Here is an 18,397-nt window from a genome sequence, read left to right as displayed (position 1 = left end):
AAAGGATACTGGAAATTCATAAGGTAGATTGTTATATTTTTGGTAATGAACATACTCCATATTCTGAAATTAAAACTAGAATTCCTAACATAAGCATAGGTTCTTTTGGATGTAAAGATCCTGATCCGAATTTTAATCTTTTAATTCTTAAAGACCAAGATTCTCAAGTAATTCTAGAGAACAAATATTACAGAACAACAAATAATAAAATAACTGGTCAGCCAGACTATGGCGTCTGGGATATAAGTGAATCATGTGGAGAGGTTAATCAGATTGAACTTAAAATTCCTCCAAGTCAGACAACTATTCCATTCTCTGATTTTTTACCTGAAATAATTCCATCTGATGAAAATACTGAAGAAATTATACCAGAAAAAAATGCGCAGTACAGACCATTTGATAATAACAGTGTAAAACATCTTAATTTATTAAAAATTGTTAAGGAACATAATCTTTTCCATTCAGGGCATTTCCATTGGAGTGAAACCTCAAGAGCACACGGATGGATTGATGTTTCAAAATTACTAGTGGATCGAAACCGCCTGAATAAATGTAAAAAATATATTTATGAAACTATAACAGATTCATCAATAGAATTTGATTTTGTAATAGGTCTGGGAGTTGAAGGGAATATGCTTGCTACAAGAACAGCAGTTCTGAGTTCTAAACCATATAGTTTTCTTCCGTACTCATATCGATATGACGATCATTCCAGCTTTGAAAAACAGCTGAACTTTAACAACTCGGGAGAATTTAAATCAATTTTAATCATAACGGATGTCGTTCATGATGGCAGAACTATAAGAAAACTGATTCATAAAAAGCGGAGAGAGGACGAAACATATAAATTTTTCCTTCCAGTTGAAAAAATATTTGTTGTTTCGCTATTTTACACTGGAAAAATTGATGATTCAAAACCTGATGTATGCGATTTACTCAACAAATATGAAGAAGATCAATTTTTTGACAATGAAAACGACCATCTAGAAAACCGGATCGAATTTCATTTTGTTTCTCACATTGGGGTTGAAGTTTGTCCTTATAATAAAAACAACTACAAAACCGATTGCATTATAGTTAGGGAAGGATTAGGATGCATACATAAATTTTACACAGAAAAAAAATAATAGCAATGACAGAAGAAGAAATATTAGCATTTAACATAAAATTGAAAGATAAAAAACTAACTATTGTCTGTGCTGAAAGTATTACGGCAGGACTTCTTGCAAGTTCCATAGCCTCTGTTTCTGGTGCTTCTAGCATTTTGAAAGGGAGTGTAGTTACTTACGACAGAGAATTAAAATCCGGTATTCTCAAGGTAAATCCTGCAACAATCGATCTTTACTCAGCTGAATCAATGGAGACCACTGTTGAAATGGCTTATGGCTTAATAAAAGTTTACCCCAGCGCCGATTTGTATGTAGCCGTGACAGGAATTGCATCTCCAGGTACAATTGATTACCCAATTACAGGAGAAGTCGGTGATGTGTACATCGTAATTTATTACAAACGGGAAGAGTCAGCTAAACGTCTGAATCAATTTAAAATTCAGATTAAAAAGCCAAAAAGAAATGATATCAGAGAAGAAGCTGTAAGAGAGATATTAAAAAAGATTATTGCCATTATTGAATAAAATCGAGTGGCAAGAATTTATCATTTTCACTTTGATGTCCGCTAAATAAAACTTGGATCAAAAAACTTAAGAAATACTGCCTGCAGAAAGCAAAAGCAACTGGGTAAAATTATAAACAATATTTACCCATTGCGTTTGAGAACCTTCTCTTAACTATCTTTAAAATAGTTTAAGAACCGACCGATTATCTATCCAATAAAATTACAGCTTTTAATTTTTCACTATAGTACTATAGCTTCTACTTTATCAAATGCTTCACTGAATGATAAAGGAACAGATTTTGAATTAATATAGCTATTTGTTGAATTATCAATAAGCAGGTTAATGTTAAACAACCTTGTATCGGATTTTTCCAAAATTAATTTTTGCTTTATTTCATGTAAAACTTTCTGGGTCTCCACATACGATTTATCCGATTTTGATAAGTTAGAAAAGAAGCTTTTAACAGTAACCTTAAAAATTGGAAATCATCCAGTGCAGGGGACTAAAAAACAATGCGTCAAAACATCATAGGCAGATTTTGGCTATTATGAATAGAAATCTTCATCAGATAAAGAAGTGCATAAAGAACAGCACAATCATCTGAAAATTTTAAAGCCGGCATAATGCCGGCTTTTTTTTTACGGCGCAGACACTTTAAGGAATTGCAGGACAACCCTAAGTTTGATTGCAGCCTGAGGTTTTAGATAGGATTGCAATGCAGATTTCCCGCGCAGGCAAAACTTAGCCCCTACCCGCTAAATTCTGGGCTGCTTTTTTTAACCGCGTTTTTCTGTGATTGATCTTTACAGGTCGTGCTTCAGCAGATAGCTCTGGACTACCATGTCAAAAATATTCTCTTCAACAACGACCTGCTCGAATATTCCGACCTGTACCTCAGCGTCCAGCAGCTGCTCATTCATCTCTTGCGCATCGGCGATATAGAAATTCCAAGAAAGGATATCAATCTTATCTTGATGCTCGAACAATAATTTTGCAAGCTCCAATTCAGAAAACGAAGCTTTTGCCAGATCACCCCATTTGTCAAAGCCTGCTATCTTGGCAATGACGTGCTGGGCATTCATCAGAGTAAATTTTTCCTCATCGATGCCATAATCATAAATCACATCATAGATATGAAAATGTTTTGGCGAATACTCGTAGTTAAATTCTCTGGTCTTCTCTCCAGAAAGTTTTTGTTGGGTCTTAAAATCTCTAAATAGATTTTTTGCTTGCAGTTTGAAAAATTCAATAGATTCCATAATATAATCCTTATTGTTTCAAAGATTATTACCCTGGGATTTGCGTTTGTATACTGTTGTCGGATAATAAGCTCTGAAGGTTATATTATCTGTCTCCTGGCTGATAAAATCTTTGCACAAACGAGCAGGCGCGCCAAAAACCTTATGCGAATTTATACCTTTTTTTTATTTTTTTTCAATTATTCTTTATTTTTTTCAGAGTAACTATCTAATTCACTAGCCCTTATCTGCAATTAACTATCAACTCCCAACTGTGCAAAGCCTGTATTTATAAGTAAATAACATCCAAAAACAAGAAAAGAGCCAAGCTTTAAAGACATTACGTAAGTTTTGGTTTTGTGGCAGAATTGTGACGCAGTGCATCTTTACAAAAAATATCCCAGTAAACTCGAGATATTAGAACCTTAGTTTACAGCACATTAAACACAATTTACTTCTCAATTATACTTGTTTTTCAACAGATGTCAGAATTTGGCTTATTTTACAGCAAACTGATCAAGGTAAATACACGTTTTGCTATTGAGATTGATTTTTCGCATCGATAAAATGATTCGTAATGTAATATTAAAAGAAAAAAATGCAGAAATCAGCCTAAATCTGATTAATATTAAAAGGCCCTGATTCTTTTACTTGTACTGAATCATTTCTTCCTTGAGCATATAGGCTTTGGGAGCCCCTCTTTCTATCAAAAAGTCCAATATAAAAACAAAAGCTCCTGTCAGTTCTTTACTCGACTTAATTTTAGCTCCATAATTAAAAAATGACCTGTCAACATATCTCTCCAGCTTATCGCTTTTAATAATATGGACAGTCGGATATTTAAGAAGATCAGCAAGCCATAAAACCGAATGTGGCATAAAATTTTTAAATCCGATACCCGAAACAAGATCAATACATTGATTTATGGCATTATGTCCGTACTCCGGTATAAAATCTCTGTAAAAAAAACTCTTCTTTTCTAAGACTCTCCAATTATCAGCGGTATCTTTCCATCTTATATCCAATAATAAAACAGGTATAAAAAAGGCTCGCTTTGTACTTAATATCCAATCTTTTAATACCTGCCAAAGAAACCAAAATTCTGTTATTGGCTGTGAAGCGGGATGCCATCCGTCAACTTCAGCAATAATCTGCTTCAGAAGATCATTAACAAAACTTACAGTCTCAATAAGATTTTTTTGATTATCATTTTCCAGAGATAAGTTGAGTAGATCCGTAAACAGTTTTTCTGCTTCTGAATTAGAACGGTTCAGCAGATATTTTGCATAGAAAGACTTTAAAACATGGAGGCTTTGAAAAAATTCATTGTGATCATGAGCTTTTAAACTGCTCAAATAATCTAAATGCATTTTCAAGAAACTGTCAATAAAGCTCTTTTCTACATTATCTTCAGTGCTAGTTGCAATCATCAGTAAGGCGTCATCTAAAAACCAGCATGTAGTGTGATCTATTGCAAACTCACAGTTACTCTGAAATGGGGTGTCTAAAATGATCTCAGCTGTTAAGTCATCAATAAATTCTTTCTCAGCCGCAACCTCAGAGGCATGGTTGCAAGAATAAATACCTGATAGACGATCATTTTTCCGTCTACGGTTTTCAATTGTTTTATATTGAATGTAAGCGAGCAGTCCGTTCCAACAATTTTTTGCAAATCCAAGCCTGTTTTTCAAAAGGTTTTCCACTATACTGTACTGCAGAAATTTTTTCTTATCCCTCTCTAGAGGTGCAATAACTAGCCTAAAAACAAGATCTCGTAACTTAGTTTCATTTATGGCTTCCGCCGGCAGTTTAAACAGCAGAGGAACTCCAAAAAGGACAGCATTCCTATCTAGAAATGCGTCAGTCATATCTCCCGAATAACCAGACGGCTTTTCTAAATAGCTGCCTGCGTTTTTCAATATTTCGTCCCTGCACCAAAATTTTTCGCTTTCTTGCAGCATTTCAAAATAATCTCGCAGTCCCAGACAGGCCATCTTTCCGGGGGACATCATAAATGAAAACTCGATATCAGAATTTTGCAAATCTTCGTAGCCGCTCTTCCAGACTTCATAAGAGTTGTCTTCTACGGTTTTACCATCAAAAACCTCCGATGCCCATACTACTCCGGCACGTGGTAGTTTTTCATTTTTAAATGAATTTATCACCTCTGAAACACCCTGCTCATAACCTGGACTTAAAACAAAATGATTATTATAACCGTCAATAGCTACCGGCTCAAAAGTATATTTTCTTAAGTCCATCTCCGATAATGCCTTCCTCCAAAAATGATCTGTTTCAGAAGAATCTGCCCACATCTTATCAATGAGTTTAAAAAGTTCATTGTTCATGGTCTGATACGAGAACATATAATGAGAAGTAAACCCGATAAGGCCTCTAAAATGAGCAGTACGATGTTTAAGTTTTTGTGATTGATTTCTCTCTTTTCTTAAAAAAGGATTTGTTCCGTAATAGTGATCTGACATAAGGTCTCTGGTGTATCTGGTGCTGTCCCAGTTCAAAATAGTTTTTGAACCTAAAAGGACAATCGTGGTTTCGTCCAAAAGATAAGGATAAGCCTGAACCACACTTGCTACCACTCCAAGCACCGCTGCATTATTTGATTTAATCATTAAAGCAGCCAGCAGTTCCTGCAACTTTATAGTCGATTGTTCTCTTTTTTCTGATGAGTCTAAAAGCCCTTTTTCCAGCGCCATTAACAACGATTGTATGATTTGATTGTAAGCGCTGTGTCCTCTGTAGAGAACCCAGTATTCATAACTTCCATAGTACAGTTTTCTTCCGAAATCTTCATAATCCAGTGCTACATCAGAAGATCTGCCCTTTGCACCGGCATGTTTTTGATTCTGGTCAAAAGCCGTATTCAGAAATTCGCATATATAAGCAACTGCATTTTCGGGGTGGTAAAGAAACATCCAATAAAAAAAAGTTTGAAAAGCGCTGGCAGACTCATACTCAAAAATATCTTTCAGCCCCCAGTAGTTAGATTCATAAACTGGTACAATTTGCCCCATTAAACTGTTTTTAGAGTAGACTTTAGGTTCCTCTAACCATCGATCCGAAGCCATCTTCATCACTTCATCTGGGAAATATTTACATACCTGTTCGCCAGTAATTCCATCAACTATAAAATTTCTGACGTAAACCAAGACATTCTTATTATTCCATATATCATTATTAAGCAATGGCAGATCCAGTACTGCATCTAATAGGTTCTTAATCTCCAGCTGAATTACAGGAGTAAGCTTAAGAATGAGTTTGAGACTCTGATTAAGGTGATTCGATAAATTAAAGTTTCTTCTATAACCCGTAAAATTTGATTGATTCTTGATAGTATAATCTAAAAGGAACATAGCTGCATTTTTGGAAGAAGCAGGCAAAATTTTGGAATTAAAATCTGGTAGCTGCCTACTCCAATCGAAAATTACATCCAACATCTGATCTTCGATATCTGGAATATCAAGCGTCAAAGACCTGTTTTCTTGAACAAAATCAATAAGAGTGTCCCAGCCAGATCCTACAGGAACAAGATCATTAAAATCATTGGTAGTACCTTTAAGCTCCTTGCAGCATGTTCTCAGCAGATGGATAACCCTCAATAGCAGAACACCTTCATTCTCAATAAGATGCTCCCTTAAAGAAGTAAATAAGAAATAGGCATTATTGGAACGCAGTATGTAAACTAAAAGTTCATCCTTCCATGAAGCTTCAACAGCAGGATTTAACATTAATTCACTGCAGAAATTTTCCGCATCTGCATAATCAGTTTTATAAAATTCTTCCAGCCAGAGTCTAAATGCCCGCCTCACAGCCGGACCTTCATCCAAGTTTTTAATAAAATCATGAGACGAAGCCGAATCTTGCTTTTTCTGTTTAATGTATCGTATTAAAGCCCAGTCTTCTAATATATCATGAGAAGGTGAAAAACGGTTTGATAATTCACCTTGCTCAACCTGCAGTATATTGTCCCCAACCAAACTGTCAGTTACTGCATCTGCTTCATAATAAGTATAAAGCTCCATAGACATTGCCCGCTGTAAAGCAATCTTTCTAAAAACAGCTTCTCTCTGCCTGTTTCCCGCTTCTACAATCTCTTCCCACATAAGCTTTTTAAAATGCAGTTCATCAAGATTCTCCACTCTTAGAAGCTGAGGATAGATTCTAAATGCCTTATCCAAATAAAAGGGCGTTTTCAGTAAATGCACAAGTTTCGGGTTACTAAATAGAGGTTCCATCTCTGGAATCTGCATCATTATTTCCTTCATTTCCGAATCACTAAACTCATCAATATATAAAAATATTTCTAAAGAAACAAGTTCACTGTGATAAAAAATCTTGAATTTCTGAAGAAAATTATCTCTTATTGTGACTATAAGAGATAAGCGAGGATTAATTTTAACCAATAGAAGCAGTTCTGTAAAAGCTCCCCCAAAACCAGCTTCGGCAAGTTTTTCAAAACTTTCGACCCAAAAAAAGATTCTTTTTTTTGAAAGCGGACTCTCTATGACCTTATTAACAGTGGAAGTGTAGCCAGCTTTAATTAGTGCTTCATTTAAAGTAGCAGAAAAAAGCTGTTCTGAATTAAAAGTAATAACCGACGTTTCAGGACTTTTTTCATAATCCATAATCAGTTTTTTTGCTAAAGCTGATTTACCTGTCCCAGCCTTCCCATGAAAAACAAGCATTCTATTTTTCTCGAGCATTTTTTTTGCCTCGCTTATCTCACGTTCAATGTGAATCCCCCCGACAGTATCGCGTGCCCTTGCTTTAATTGAACTCTTATTTATCTCTATAGCACTAAATGTATCTATAACGGATTGGTCTTCTTCCTGATCAACTGCAATAAATTTCTCGTAGCCAGAAGGAATTAAATAATTATATGTACTGATCAGCGTTGCAAAAAATCTGTTTTTTTCTTCATATGCATGCGCCAGCCCCATTAAAAAAAGATTACCATTAATCACTGCAAAAACACCGCTTCCCGAAAGTCCCTGAACATTTTCTATAGCCGATTGGTAACGAGTATCGAGTTTTCCATCAAAATTTAAGCTTATTATTTTCGGCTTATCTTTCACATATTCAGAAAATTTTAAATTATAGGGTCTGTCGACCTCTCCACTATTAAAATCAGCAAATCCTCTTATAAAACATTCGCCACTTATACCGGGCTTATCGGTTATCTGGAAAAAATAATTAATTCCTGAAAGAGCTTCAAGTTTATGCTTTGGCATTATTATCAAAGCAAGATCAAGCTCATTGCTTTCGGTACATATTACTATATCAGTTTCCTCTAAATTGCAGCTATGAAACTCGCCTGTAACAGGGTTAAATATATTTTCAATCTTTATATCAATATTTCTAAACTCCCTATCAAAATATTTACCTGTAAGACAGTGTTTTACAGTCAAAATATAAATATAATCGAGCGAATCCCCTGGTGAATATAACAACGCGGTGCCAACTTCTTCGTTACAAGAAATTTTTACTGTACCGTACTGGAACAGCTTATCATTATTTATCAGCATGGTAAAAATTTTAAATCTGTTTGTATTTTATCTTTCGCCATAAAACTTTGAATAAAATTGTAGCGCTGCTCAGCATCCTCATCCACATTAAAAATTCTCATGATTTCGGCGGTATTAGACACAAATCGAAATTCCACCGGCGGACGGTCTGCCGAATGATTTTTTAAAATTCTGACCAGCGTTTCCTTATCGGGATGCTTATTGCTTATACCGTTTGCCGTAAAAACAAATAACGGTGCAGATATGAGCTTTAGCAGTTCTGGGCTGGTATTATTTTTACTTCCGTGATGTGAAACTTTTACAAAATTGGTTTCCAATGGATATTTTTCACTATAATTTAATCTTTTGAGTGACTTAACTATATCCGACGGATGGCTGTCCGCTAAAAACAGGCCGCTGATACCTTTGATTTTTACTAGAAAAGTAATTGAGCTGCCATTGGCAATATTAGTATTTTCCACAAACTGATGATTATCAAAGTCTTCTATTTTCAAGTAATGGTCCCCCTTGGAAGTGGACATTTTTGCCATGCTTTTTTTTTCTTTTTGCAGCCAGTCATTATCTGCCGCTTCGATCTTCTCATTACTTGGCGAAAGGATGGAAAATTGCAGACCGTAGAAATCTTTTAACCCTGTACTGTCGGTAATCTGTTCAATTGCAAGTTTATTAATTTCTTCAAGATAAGTCCGCAGGGCAATACCTTGTTTGTAACCAATCCTGCCTCCTAAATCTGATATTTTAAATACAGCATGATTAAACCAGAATGATTTTACCAGTTTTTCCTTATCTTTAATTGAACCGTCCCTTACGAAACCAATTATTGCTCCAATATGATCCAGATCAATATGGGTGATTACCCATAAATCGATAAATTCGCCTGCTTCAGAAATGGAATTTATTATGGACTTAAAAACGAGATCATAACTTTGGATATAACCGCCGTCTATCAAAATGTTGTGCCAAAGATTATCGTTCCCAAGATATCTGATCCTCATCGCGTCTCCGCCATCAACGTCAAAAAATTCAATTGTTAGTTCGTGTGAATCTCTAATCATTAGTTGTTAAATAAATGTACATTAAGGATTGATAAAAATAATCTTTTATCTCGTATCTATAAATAAATCCGTCCTATTTTGGCTACTGGAATTTAAACATCACCGAAAATCAAAGTCTTTTTTTGCCTGCAGGTGAAAGGCGATTTTCCGATAGAAGCACAATGTCCCTGGTCATAATTGTTGTACTACTATAGCTTACAGTTGATTTATTTCTAAGATTATTTACCCGCTGGTCAACAGAAGTTAAAAATTGATTCATTTCGAAAGATTGGTTTATCTCTTTTTCATCCTTAATTAAATAACTTTATGTGTATTTTTAATCACATTCATTACAAAAGTGGTTTTCTCCGCTGAAACGCCCCCCCGTAAACACAGGGGGGGGCGGCGTTTTAACGCGGAACCAAAAGGGAGGCAAATAATTACAAAAGCCACTAATTCAAGTTTAGTGGCAAAATCGTAGCACTTTACATTCTCTAAAACAGAATTCCAGCAAAATCAAGACTTCTCAAATTTAGATTCGAAACTGTATACGATCACAGAACAAATACGCAATTTTTGTATACTTGCACTGATTTTATCCCTTTGAATTCTCCATTCCGCTGATGATCTTAGCTACTTCTGCTTCAGTGGATTTAAGTTTTGTCTGACAGAACTCAATGAGTTCGGATGCTCTTTTTACTTTTGCCGCAAGCTCATCCACAGAGATGGTTTCGTCTTCCATTTCTTTTGCAATTAAGGCAAGCTCTTTGGCTGCAGCCTCATAAGTGAGTGTCTTTTCCATCGTATTGTTTTATTTCATTGACCGTACTTTTCAGTACGGTATTTTTTAATAGTATTTCTATTTCCTCTCCTTCTTTGATGTTCTCTGCTCCGTTTACAATTTTGTTGTTTTTGCGTATCACGGCATATCCTCTGCTCAGCACATGCTGCGGGGACAGCAGTTTTATAGTTTTCTGGTAGTCCTCCAATTCAAGTTTGCGGCTGCGCAGATATTGATTGGTAAAGATTTTCAGGTTTGCTTTTAAATGCTGCAGCTCGCTGTTTTGCTGCTGGATGATGCTCTGCGGCCGCTGAAACGTTTTTTGGGCGGTGAGCAGTAGATTTTGCTTTTCTTTTGCCAGTATGTTTCGGCTTTCTTGGGAAATATGCTGCTTTTTCAAAATCAGATCTTCTTTCTGCATGGAAATCAATTCCCTTACATTATGGGTAACCAGGCTTTTAAGCTCATTGAGTTCTTTGTAATGTCTCAGAAAAAGCTGCTGTGATTTGATGGCTATTCTCCTTTGCAGATCAAGTATATGCTGCTCAAAACTGCGGTTGTGCGCTATGATGAACTCCGCCGCCTTGGTCGGGGTTTTCGTGTGGGTATGCGCCATAAGATCAGTAATGCTTACGTTTTTCTGGTGGCCGATTCCCGTTATCACTGGGATAGGGAATTTGGCGACAGCCCTTCCGATATTGTAATTGTCAAAAATCAGGAAGTCAGACTGTGACCCGCCTCCCCTTGTAATGACAACGACATCATAAGGAATCCCCGTATTGTAGACCTCAATAAGCTTGCTGAGGAACAGCTTGGCATTATTGTCGCCCTGGACAACAGTATGGTAGTCATCGATCTGGAAAACATATCCAAAATCGTTATGCTGCATCGTATGTCTGAAATCCTCATTTCCGGCAGAACTGCTCGAAGAGATGACTGCAATCCTTTGGATTACCACAGGAAGCTTCAGACGGCTGTTCAGCGTGGAGTACCCCTCGCCCTCTTTATGTATGAAATCATTTTCTTTTACCAGTCTTGCAAGCGTCGCATTGCGCTGTTGCTCGAGAATGCCCAGCATAAAATTACTGTCGATATCCAGAAGGTTTACCGAAAGTCCGTAGAGCGGATGGTAGTCCACACTCACCTGCACCAGCACATGCAGGTTGTTGGTGAAGCGCTGTCCGGTTGTGATTTCAAAATCAAGAATCCTGAGTGCTCCGGCTCCCCAACTCTTACCCAGTATCTTGGCTGTGATCACACTGCTTGTCTCTGATTTTTCCACTAGTTCAAAGTAATGGATCTTTTTGTCTGCCTTGAAGGAATGATTAGTGATATCAGCCACTACCCAGTACGTCTGTCCCTTAAAGCGGGAATTGATCGTGTCCTGGATCTGGTCGTTGAGCTGTGAGAGTCTGATATACTGGTCTTGTCCCATATTGTTTTTAGGGGGCTGCTGTTGTTGTTCTTGTTTTCTTCTTCACTGCTAAGATAGCTATTCTCATGCGGAATCTCAAAAACACAAAAAAAAGAGAACTGTTTTCCAATTCAAAACGGATTAAAAGGGCAGCCAAAGTAGTGCCCGCCCTCTCCTGTATGCGCATAACGGCCCCTGGCCGCCCTTCGGGACTTATAGCACTCCGGCTCGGTATCCGGACACTGATTCTTTGCTTTCTTTTTTCCCGTTTTTTCTTTTGAAAAATTTGCGTTGCGGATTACGGGGGAAGAGGATTTTAAACAAAGTATTCATTTAAAAATTTATGTCATGGAAATCACAGGAAGAATTGTAAAAGATGCCACAGTTTTCAAAGTAAAAGAAAACCGCGAAGTAGTAAACTTCTCTATAGCAATAAACGACAGCTATAAACCTAAAGGAAGCACCGAAGTCAAAAAAATAGTAACCTATATAGGCTGCTCTTATTGGCTCAGTTCTGGACTGGCACAATGGCTCAAAAAAGGTACACTCGTTCAGCTCTTTGGGCGCATTGGTCTAAATGTCTATCAGAACAGTGAGGGCAAAGCCCTTGGGGGTCTGACTTTTCATACCTCTGATATTAAGATACTGGTATTTGTGGGGAGCGAAAATGCAAAGCCCACTCCTGCCCCTAAACAGTCTGTGGATGAAAATCCCGATGACTTGCCTTTTTAAATCTTTTTTACCCCTTTAATTTTTTTACACGCCTAACTAAAACATCATGAAAGCCTTTAAACAATCCGCGTACTCTCAGTATCGTGTCAGCAATACTTTTAATGATATAATCCGCTGAAGTATAAGTTCTTACAATGAAAAACCTAAAGCACAACTCAAAGCCTTTCTGCTTGATTTGCAGAAAGGTGGCTGTATCAGCGGGATGATTTCCGAGTTCATTTATCACGCCGACTGCAAAGCCTTTTATATCGAATATATCGATGATCTGGAGAGCATCCGCTCAGAATTGGAAGAAGCCATCGGAGAGCCGATCGGGAACCGTTTCCAAAGCCCGCATTACACTTTTATGTGCTGGCTTTGTTTCGAAGAATACTGCTATGATCTCTACTCTAGAGTATTTGAATAATTTTTTTTAATCTTAAATCTCTTATTATGAAAGCTTCTGAACAATTCAAATCCGCTATAGAAAAGTATCTTAATACTTTGGCGCAGAACGATGCCCGTTTTGCGCCCCACTTTGCCAAGACAGCCAAAAACCTTGAAAGCTGTCTGCACTACATTTTCGCAGAGGTCAAAAAAACAGGTCACTGCGCTTTTGACAATCAGGAAATATTTGACATGGCCGTAAAATACTATACCGACGACAGCATCGGCACACCTGCTCCTATTGCCTGCAAAGCAATAGTTCAACAACCACAATCAGCAGACCTGTTCTCTCAGCCTGAAATCCCTGCCATCCCTGTGCAATCTGCAGTTCCTACTCCTCTAAAACAAAATGTAAAACCCGTGCAGACTGCCTTAACCCTCTTTGACCTATGATACCCAAAACCAACCTTGAGAAACAGCTGACCGCTTTAAGCGCTTCTCTGCCCAAAATAAAGCCCAAAGTACACGTTTGGGCTGAAAAAAATATATTCCTGAAATGGGGCGTTTTATCACGCTCCAAATTCTATTGTTTGGAGTGCGCCCACGTTTGGAAACCCACAGACCCAAATACCTGCTCTAAATTTACAGCCTGCACCGCCTGTAAAGCAAAACTTAAAATACAGTCTTATAATCATGTATATTTCAAAGAATTGGAATACTCTGCTGTGGTGCAGACTTATGGAGGATTTCAGGTGATCCGCATCATCTGCTCCCAAAAGCACATGAAAAAGAACTGCGCGCCAACCTACTCTCACAGCGAGGTCATGCAACATTGGATCAGCCCTGAGGGGGAAGTGCGCACGCTCTCAATGAGTGTCAATGTATTTGCACATGCCTGCGATGCTTGGAAATTGTATTCTTCGCTCGAAATTCGCCCTAAGGATTTCAGCCATAATGCCAAATACCGCATCAATCCCTACAAAGTATATCCCAATGCAAAAGTACTTCCAATTCTGAAAAGAAACGGTTTTAAAGCTTCGGTGCATTCCATTGCCCCTCAAATTCTCTTTACCGCTCTTTTAAAAGATTCCATCGCTGAAACCCTCTTAAAAGCCAAACAATTTTCACTTTTGCAGTATTATCTCGGCGCATCGCGCCAAAACATCAAACGCAATTGGCAAGCAGTTAAAACGGTTATCAAAAACGGCTATTTAATAAGTGACATTACTATTTGGGAAGATTATATCGAATTACTGCAGTATTTCGAAAAAGACTTAAATAGTGCGCTGTATGTCTGTCCTACTAGTCTTAATGAAGCGCACGACCTTTTGGTATGCAGAAAAAGAGAACTGCGCAGAAAGAAAAAGCTTCAAGATCTGCGTCTTGAAATCGAAAAGGCGCAAGATCGATACACGAGCGACAAAAAACGGTTCTTCGGGCTTGTGTTCAGGCAGAATGAACTTAGTATCACCGTGATTGAAAACGTTCGGGATTTCATGCAGGAGGGCGATGATTTAGGACATTGCGTATTTACCAATGAATACTATAGCAGAAAAGATTCTCTTATACTCTCTGCCAAAGTAGACGGACAGTCCGTAGAAACCATTGAAATTTCCCTGAACCATATGGAAATTCTTCAATGCAGGGGCTTGAAAAACAAACCCTCAAAACATCATAAAATCATTTTAAGCCTCATCAAGAAAAATTTATACCAAATCCGCTCAAGAATTAAAAATAAAAAATAGGAAAAAGCCTGAAAGCGGAAAAACCGAAGTTCCTTCGGTTTTTCCGCTTGGAGTCACTCTGACACTAAACTACCATAACCCTTTAGAAACTCTTTGTCGGTTATCAATGAAGTTATACCCTCGCTAAGTCAGGTGCTCTAATTTAGATATTATCTTCATTCAAAATTACCCAGTCTCTTCACATTCTTTTTGCGCTCTAAGAAAAAAACGTTTATTTACTCTCTAAAAAAAGAATATAAGTCCAAACAAAAAACACCCTGAAAATGGTGCTTTATGATTCCCAATAGATATTCATAAAAAACATGCTGCATTTCTGCTTTCTTTTTTTAATGTAAGCCGTTAAAGGATAAAAATAATTATCATGTCAAAATATTAAAATACAGTATTTCTACTTGTCTGTAAATACATAATATCACTTATTTTTAAACTACTGAAAAGCAAATGTTTATTCTTTTTTTCGCAAGAATAATCAGGTTTTTCACTTACTAAGTTTTACGAAATTAAACATATACATTTTTACTTGACAGTTCAGCTCTAATTAGCGTATAATGCCACTATATTAAACTATAACACCAATTTCAGATTTCAGATTTTAGCCTTTACCTTAACTCTAAACAATGTCGTTATGAAAAAAAAAATACTATTTCTTTTTCTTTGCTGCACAACCATTTCATATGCTCAAGATTCCTTGCCTAGCTATATGAAAAATTCAATTAATCAATATTATAATGATATCGGTAAAATAAAAAAAGACAAAAGTGAAATTGCCGAACCAGTTAAAATGGCCGATCCTGAAACAGAAAAATTGGTTTTTTCACTACAGATTCCTTCAATAATACAGAATGCGGGTGCGGAAGAAAATTTTAAATCAGCTTTCCGAAAACAGCATCTGAACAAAAAGAATACAATTTTAACGACTCCTGCAGTAACACATAGTTTTTTTGCCTCAGAAATATCAAGTTATACAACATCATCTAAAGATCTTACCTTTCAAAAAACTTATGCTGTATTGAGTACCTCAGACAAAACGCTATTTTTGGGAGGTACATTTACTTTGAGGTGCGATAAAGAACTGCCTATTAAAAATTTATTTTCAATAGGTCTTAAAGCAAAAGTTGACGATGATTTTAGTTCCATCTTTAAAAACGGAAACCTTAATAAAGACATTGGAATTAATGTAAAATATCATTTTATAGCCAATGGCAGTATTTATTATGAAGACAATCAGCTCAAAATGATTAATGAATTTCGAGAGCAAATTATTAACAAACTCTCCAAAGAAAATCTTTATTCCAAATCATTGGATGAATCCATAAAAAAAGAAGATTTTTACAATAGCATTGCCGAACAAGAAGTTGACTATATACGCAAATATAGACTGTATGAGAAAAAGACTGATTGGTGGATTTCCACTGAATTCTATTTACCGGTTTCACCTCGTCAATATGAAATTATAAAGGATATTAGCACAACTGATCATCAAAAAGAGAATTTCTATCCATGGACTTTTACGACAGGTGCAACATATTATACCAAATACAGTAAAGGTCTATCCTATTACGTCAGTTTATTTGGAAACATAAAAAACAATAACAATATAGAAACTGATGCTCTGACCAAATACACCTTACCAGTCTATAATTCCCAAAATAGTTCGTTGATTGAAAAAAACCTGACGGTTTATGGTGGAGATTTTCAGAAATTTTTAACCCCATCAATAAGCGGTGAATGTATAAGCTTTTTCCTTTTTGACCAGGCAATGGGACTTAGTACACAGATTGAAAAAACATTCGGAGATTTTGATACTGTAAATTGGAAGTTGGGAATCCCTGTAAGTTTAAAAGACAAGGATGGAAAACCAACTGTTAATTTTGAGATTGCCTGGAAAGAAGTAAATAAAGATCATTTTATAGGTATAAATGTCGGTTTGACTTTTGGCAAATTCATAAAATAAATCATCCAAATAATCTTTTAAAATAAAAAATTATGGCTAAAAAGTTAGTTACATTTCTTTTTTTATTAAGCTTTAATCATTATTGTTTGTCAAATGAAAATATTCAATTTGAACAAACTACCACCTACCAACAACTTCTTTTGGATTCTAAGCTTTATGGTAACAATAATGATGAAATAACTATTTGCAGGAAACTGACGAGATCCGCGTTGAACAAAATTCAAAAGAAATTCACAAACTCGGAAATGCAAAATGCAACAGCATTACAAGTTCAGGAAATTTTCTCTATGATAGACAGCACATTTACTGAATTTAATTTTCTTTATGACAACGACTTATCTGATTATCATTTTACAATTTTAACCTTGGCACTAAGAGAAGAATTTTCCTTTAAATATCGGTATACATTCCTAAACGATTACAGAATTAAATATTGGAAAGATAAAAAGGATAAAAAATGCAAAAAAATAGATTGTGACCAGTATTGCCGAATTTATCTTGGCATTACAGAAATGCTTAACTTGCCTGTTTCAATAATACAGATACCCCAGCATTATTATTTAAGATGGAATTTTAAAAATGGAACACATTTAAATTGGGAGACCACAACCGGTACACTTGATCACAAAAATTCTAACGATTCTGATTCCCACGTAATCCAATATCAAGAGAACTATGGTAATAATTATTATCCCTACGAAATTAAAGCAAATGAAGTCATATCAAATTATAAAACCCTTTTAGCAGATAATATTTTTGAGGCAAAACCATTGATCAGTATTACAAATGCCAGAGAATTATACGCCAGTGCAATTAAATCCAGCTATAGGAGACCTGATTTGTATGGTAATTTTGTTTGGTTACATATTATGAACCCTGAACTCAGTATTTATTACAATTTTGAAGAATTAAAAGAATTAATTGATCAAGAAATCCAATTGGAAAAAGATGTCAATCATTACGATGCTAAAGCTTGTTTATATGCCATAAAAGGCGATTTTGACACAGCACTCACCATTTCTAATGTAGGCCTAAAGTGCCTTAATGATAAAAATAGAAAAATAGAAAAAGCAGTAATTCATAATTCCTGCTTTAAGTTGAATAAAGACTGCCGAACTAATAGATAAGTTTGATTGTAACTTAGTAATTTGCAGATTCATTAAACAAAAAAACCTTAATAAAATAAATGAGCACGAGTTTTACTTTACGATACAGCATAGAAATCGATTCCAAATTTCACATTGAAAATTTTCTAGGAAAAAATAATAATACCAATCATTCCTTTTTTTGGTTGGAAGATCACGATCATGGTGGAAGGCATTTTTATTTTACTTCATCGCTGCTTTCAAATTTAACAGACATAAATGAAATAACATATACTGCGACTCAAATTATTGCTGTTTTTCAAGGTATTTATACCCTTCTTGATCGAAATCGAAATGGCAACAACTATTTTAAAATACGTAACATTTATGATCTGGAATCTAAGAGATACCTTGAGAAAGTGCCAAATATAGAGATTTACAAAATTGATGTTGACTTTTCCGAAATAGTTGAATCAGCAAACAACCAACCAATAAATCCTGTATACATATTATTTGAAGAAATATGTAAGGATCCTTTTCTGACAAACTTATTCTTTCTTCTTTCAAATAAAGTTGACTATAGAATGCTTTACATAATTTATGATGATATCAGATTTTATTTGAAAACAACCCATGATAAAACATTTTTGATACCATATAAAAACGCTCTTAATGATTTTACACATACAGCAAATAACTATGAAGTTCTAGGCTTCTACGCAAGGCATGGAAGAACTGGTCATCAGCCTCCAAGTTCTACTATGAGCTTGGAAAACGCGAAAAATCTAATTTTCGACATTATTAGAACATTATTAAGCTCGAAATTTAATATTATATTACCTGATTATTGGGGAATGGTTTATATGGATTTTTCTTTGATTGATTTAAAC

General features: G+C 35.8%; 13 protein-coding genes. 8 read left to right on the top strand and 5 right to left on the bottom strand.

All coding sequences use genetic code 11. From position 1 onward, the window contains the following. Both JO950_RS17585 and JO950_RS17580 read left to right on the top strand, forming a co-directional pair. Nucleotides 1–1,127, top strand: a 1,127-nt coding sequence (locus JO950_RS17585) for a hypothetical protein (RefSeq protein WP_202703812.1), incomplete at its 5' end; no start/stop codon positions are given. 5 nt (nucleotides 1,128–1,132) lie between these two features. Continuing rightward, nucleotides 1,133–1,633: a CinA family protein gene (locus tag JO950_RS17580; protein WP_202703811.1), complete on the top strand. Its 501-nt coding sequence runs from the start codon at nucleotides 1,133–1,135 to the stop codon at nucleotides 1,631–1,633. Between the two features lie 785 nt (nucleotides 1,634–2,418). On the opposite strand, the gene JO950_RS17575 is transcribed toward JO950_RS17580, so the two are convergent. The 5 genes from JO950_RS17575 to xseA form a co-directional block, all read right to left on the bottom strand. Beyond that, entirely contained in the window at nucleotides 2,419–2,874 is a 456-nt protein-coding gene (locus JO950_RS17575) for a hypothetical protein (RefSeq protein ID WP_202703810.1), read from the bottom strand. A gap of 626 nt (nucleotides 2,875–3,500) precedes the next feature. After that, nucleotides 3,501–8,396, bottom strand: a complete 4,896-nt coding sequence (locus JO950_RS17570; protein WP_202703809.1) for a hypothetical protein — start codon at nucleotides 8,394–8,396, stop codon at nucleotides 3,501–3,503. Further along, nucleotides 8,390–9,451: a ComEC/Rec2 family competence protein gene (locus JO950_RS17565; RefSeq protein ID WP_202703808.1), complete on the bottom strand. Its 1,062-nt coding sequence runs from the start codon at nucleotides 9,449–9,451 to the stop codon at nucleotides 8,390–8,392. The genes JO950_RS17570 and JO950_RS17565 overlap by 7 nt, the downstream gene beginning before the upstream one ends. Nucleotides 9,452–10,025: 574 nt before the next feature. Further along, nucleotides 10,026–10,232: an exodeoxyribonuclease VII small subunit gene (gene xseB / locus JO950_RS17560; RefSeq protein ID WP_202703807.1), complete on the bottom strand. Its 207-nt coding sequence runs from the start codon at nucleotides 10,230–10,232 to the stop codon at nucleotides 10,026–10,028. Beyond that, nucleotides 10,210–11,646 (bottom strand): exodeoxyribonuclease VII large subunit, encoded by a 1,437-nt coding sequence (gene xseA / locus JO950_RS17555; RefSeq protein WP_202703806.1) that lies wholly within the window; start codon nucleotides 11,644–11,646, stop codon nucleotides 10,210–10,212. The genes xseB and xseA overlap by 23 nt, the downstream gene beginning before the upstream one ends. Before the next feature lie 327 nt (nucleotides 11,647–11,973). On the opposite strand from xseA, the gene JO950_RS17550 reads away from it, so the two are divergent. The 6 genes from JO950_RS17550 to JO950_RS17525 all read left to right on the top strand — a co-directional run. Then, a complete protein-coding gene (locus tag JO950_RS17550; RefSeq protein WP_202703805.1) occupies nucleotides 11,974–12,357 on the top strand; it encodes a single-stranded DNA-binding protein in 384 nt (127 codons plus the stop codon). Between the two features lie 432 nt (nucleotides 12,358–12,789). Beyond that, nucleotides 12,790–13,176 carry a Cas9 inhibitor AcrIIA9 family protein gene (locus JO950_RS17545; RefSeq protein WP_202703804.1) on the top strand — a complete coding sequence of 129 codons (387 nt, stop codon included), beginning with the start codon at nucleotides 12,790–12,792 and terminating at the stop codon, nucleotides 13,174–13,176. Next, nucleotides 13,173–14,468, top strand: coding sequence for a PcfJ domain-containing protein (locus JO950_RS17540; RefSeq protein ID WP_202703803.1), 1,296 nt, complete (start codon nucleotides 13,173–13,175; stop codon nucleotides 14,466–14,468). The genes JO950_RS17545 and JO950_RS17540 overlap by 4 nt, the downstream gene beginning before the upstream one ends. Before the next feature lie 700 nt (nucleotides 14,469–15,168). After that, on the top strand, nucleotides 15,169–16,422 hold the full coding sequence (locus tag JO950_RS17535; RefSeq protein WP_202703802.1) for a hypothetical protein: 1,254 nt from the start codon (nucleotides 15,169–15,171) through the stop codon (nucleotides 16,420–16,422). 32 nt (nucleotides 16,423–16,454) lie between these two features. Beyond that, on the top strand, nucleotides 16,455–17,549 hold the full coding sequence (locus JO950_RS17530) for a hypothetical protein (protein WP_202703801.1): 1,095 nt from the start codon (nucleotides 16,455–16,457) through the stop codon (nucleotides 17,547–17,549). Between the two features lie 59 nt (nucleotides 17,550–17,608). Next, the coding region (locus tag JO950_RS17525; protein ID WP_202703800.1) for a hypothetical protein at nucleotides 17,609–18,397 on the top strand (789 nt) is incomplete at its 3' end.

The organism is Flavobacterium sp. UGB4466, from assembly GCF_903469665.1.
Lineage (GTDB): Bacteria > Bacteroidota > Bacteroidia > Flavobacteriales > Flavobacteriaceae > Flavobacterium > Flavobacterium lipolyticum.
The sequence above is the reverse complement of the archived record's forward strand: the minus strand, read 5'-3'. Positions and strand labels throughout refer to the sequence as shown.

What these genes read in the sequence shown, in the direction of transcription:
- JO950_RS17580 (WP_202703811.1), top strand. Translation starts at nt 1,133, where the DNA reads ATGACAGAAGAAGAAATATTAGCATTTAACATAAAATTGAAAGATAAA.
- JO950_RS17575 (WP_202703810.1), bottom strand. Translation starts at nt 2,874, where the DNA reads ATGGAATCTATTGAATTTTTCAAACTGCAAGCAAAAAATCTATTTAGA.
- JO950_RS17570 (WP_202703809.1), bottom strand. Translation starts at nt 8,396, where the DNA reads ATGCTGATAAATAATGATAAGCTGTTCCAGTACGGTACAGTAAAAATT.
- JO950_RS17565 (WP_202703808.1), bottom strand. Translation starts at nt 9,451, where the DNA reads ATGATTAGAGATTCACACGAACTAACAATTGAATTTTTTGACGTTGAT.
- xseB (WP_202703807.1), bottom strand. Translation starts at nt 10,232, where the DNA reads ATGGAAAAGACACTCACTTATGAGGCTGCAGCCAAAGAGCTTGCCTTA.
- xseA (WP_202703806.1), bottom strand. Translation starts at nt 11,646, where the DNA reads ATGGGACAAGACCAGTATATCAGACTCTCACAGCTCAACGACCAGATC.
- JO950_RS17550 (WP_202703805.1), top strand. Translation starts at nt 11,974, where the DNA reads ATGGAAATCACAGGAAGAATTGTAAAAGATGCCACAGTTTTCAAAGTA.
- JO950_RS17545 (WP_202703804.1), top strand. Translation starts at nt 12,790, where the DNA reads ATGAAAGCTTCTGAACAATTCAAATCCGCTATAGAAAAGTATCTTAAT.
- JO950_RS17540 (WP_202703803.1), top strand. Translation starts at nt 13,173, where the DNA reads ATGATACCCAAAACCAACCTTGAGAAACAGCTGACCGCTTTAAGCGCT.
- JO950_RS17535 (WP_202703802.1), top strand. Translation starts at nt 15,169, where the DNA reads ATGAAAAATTCAATTAATCAATATTATAATGATATCGGTAAAATAAAA.
- JO950_RS17530 (WP_202703801.1), top strand. Translation starts at nt 16,455, where the DNA reads ATGGCTAAAAAGTTAGTTACATTTCTTTTTTTATTAAGCTTTAATCAT.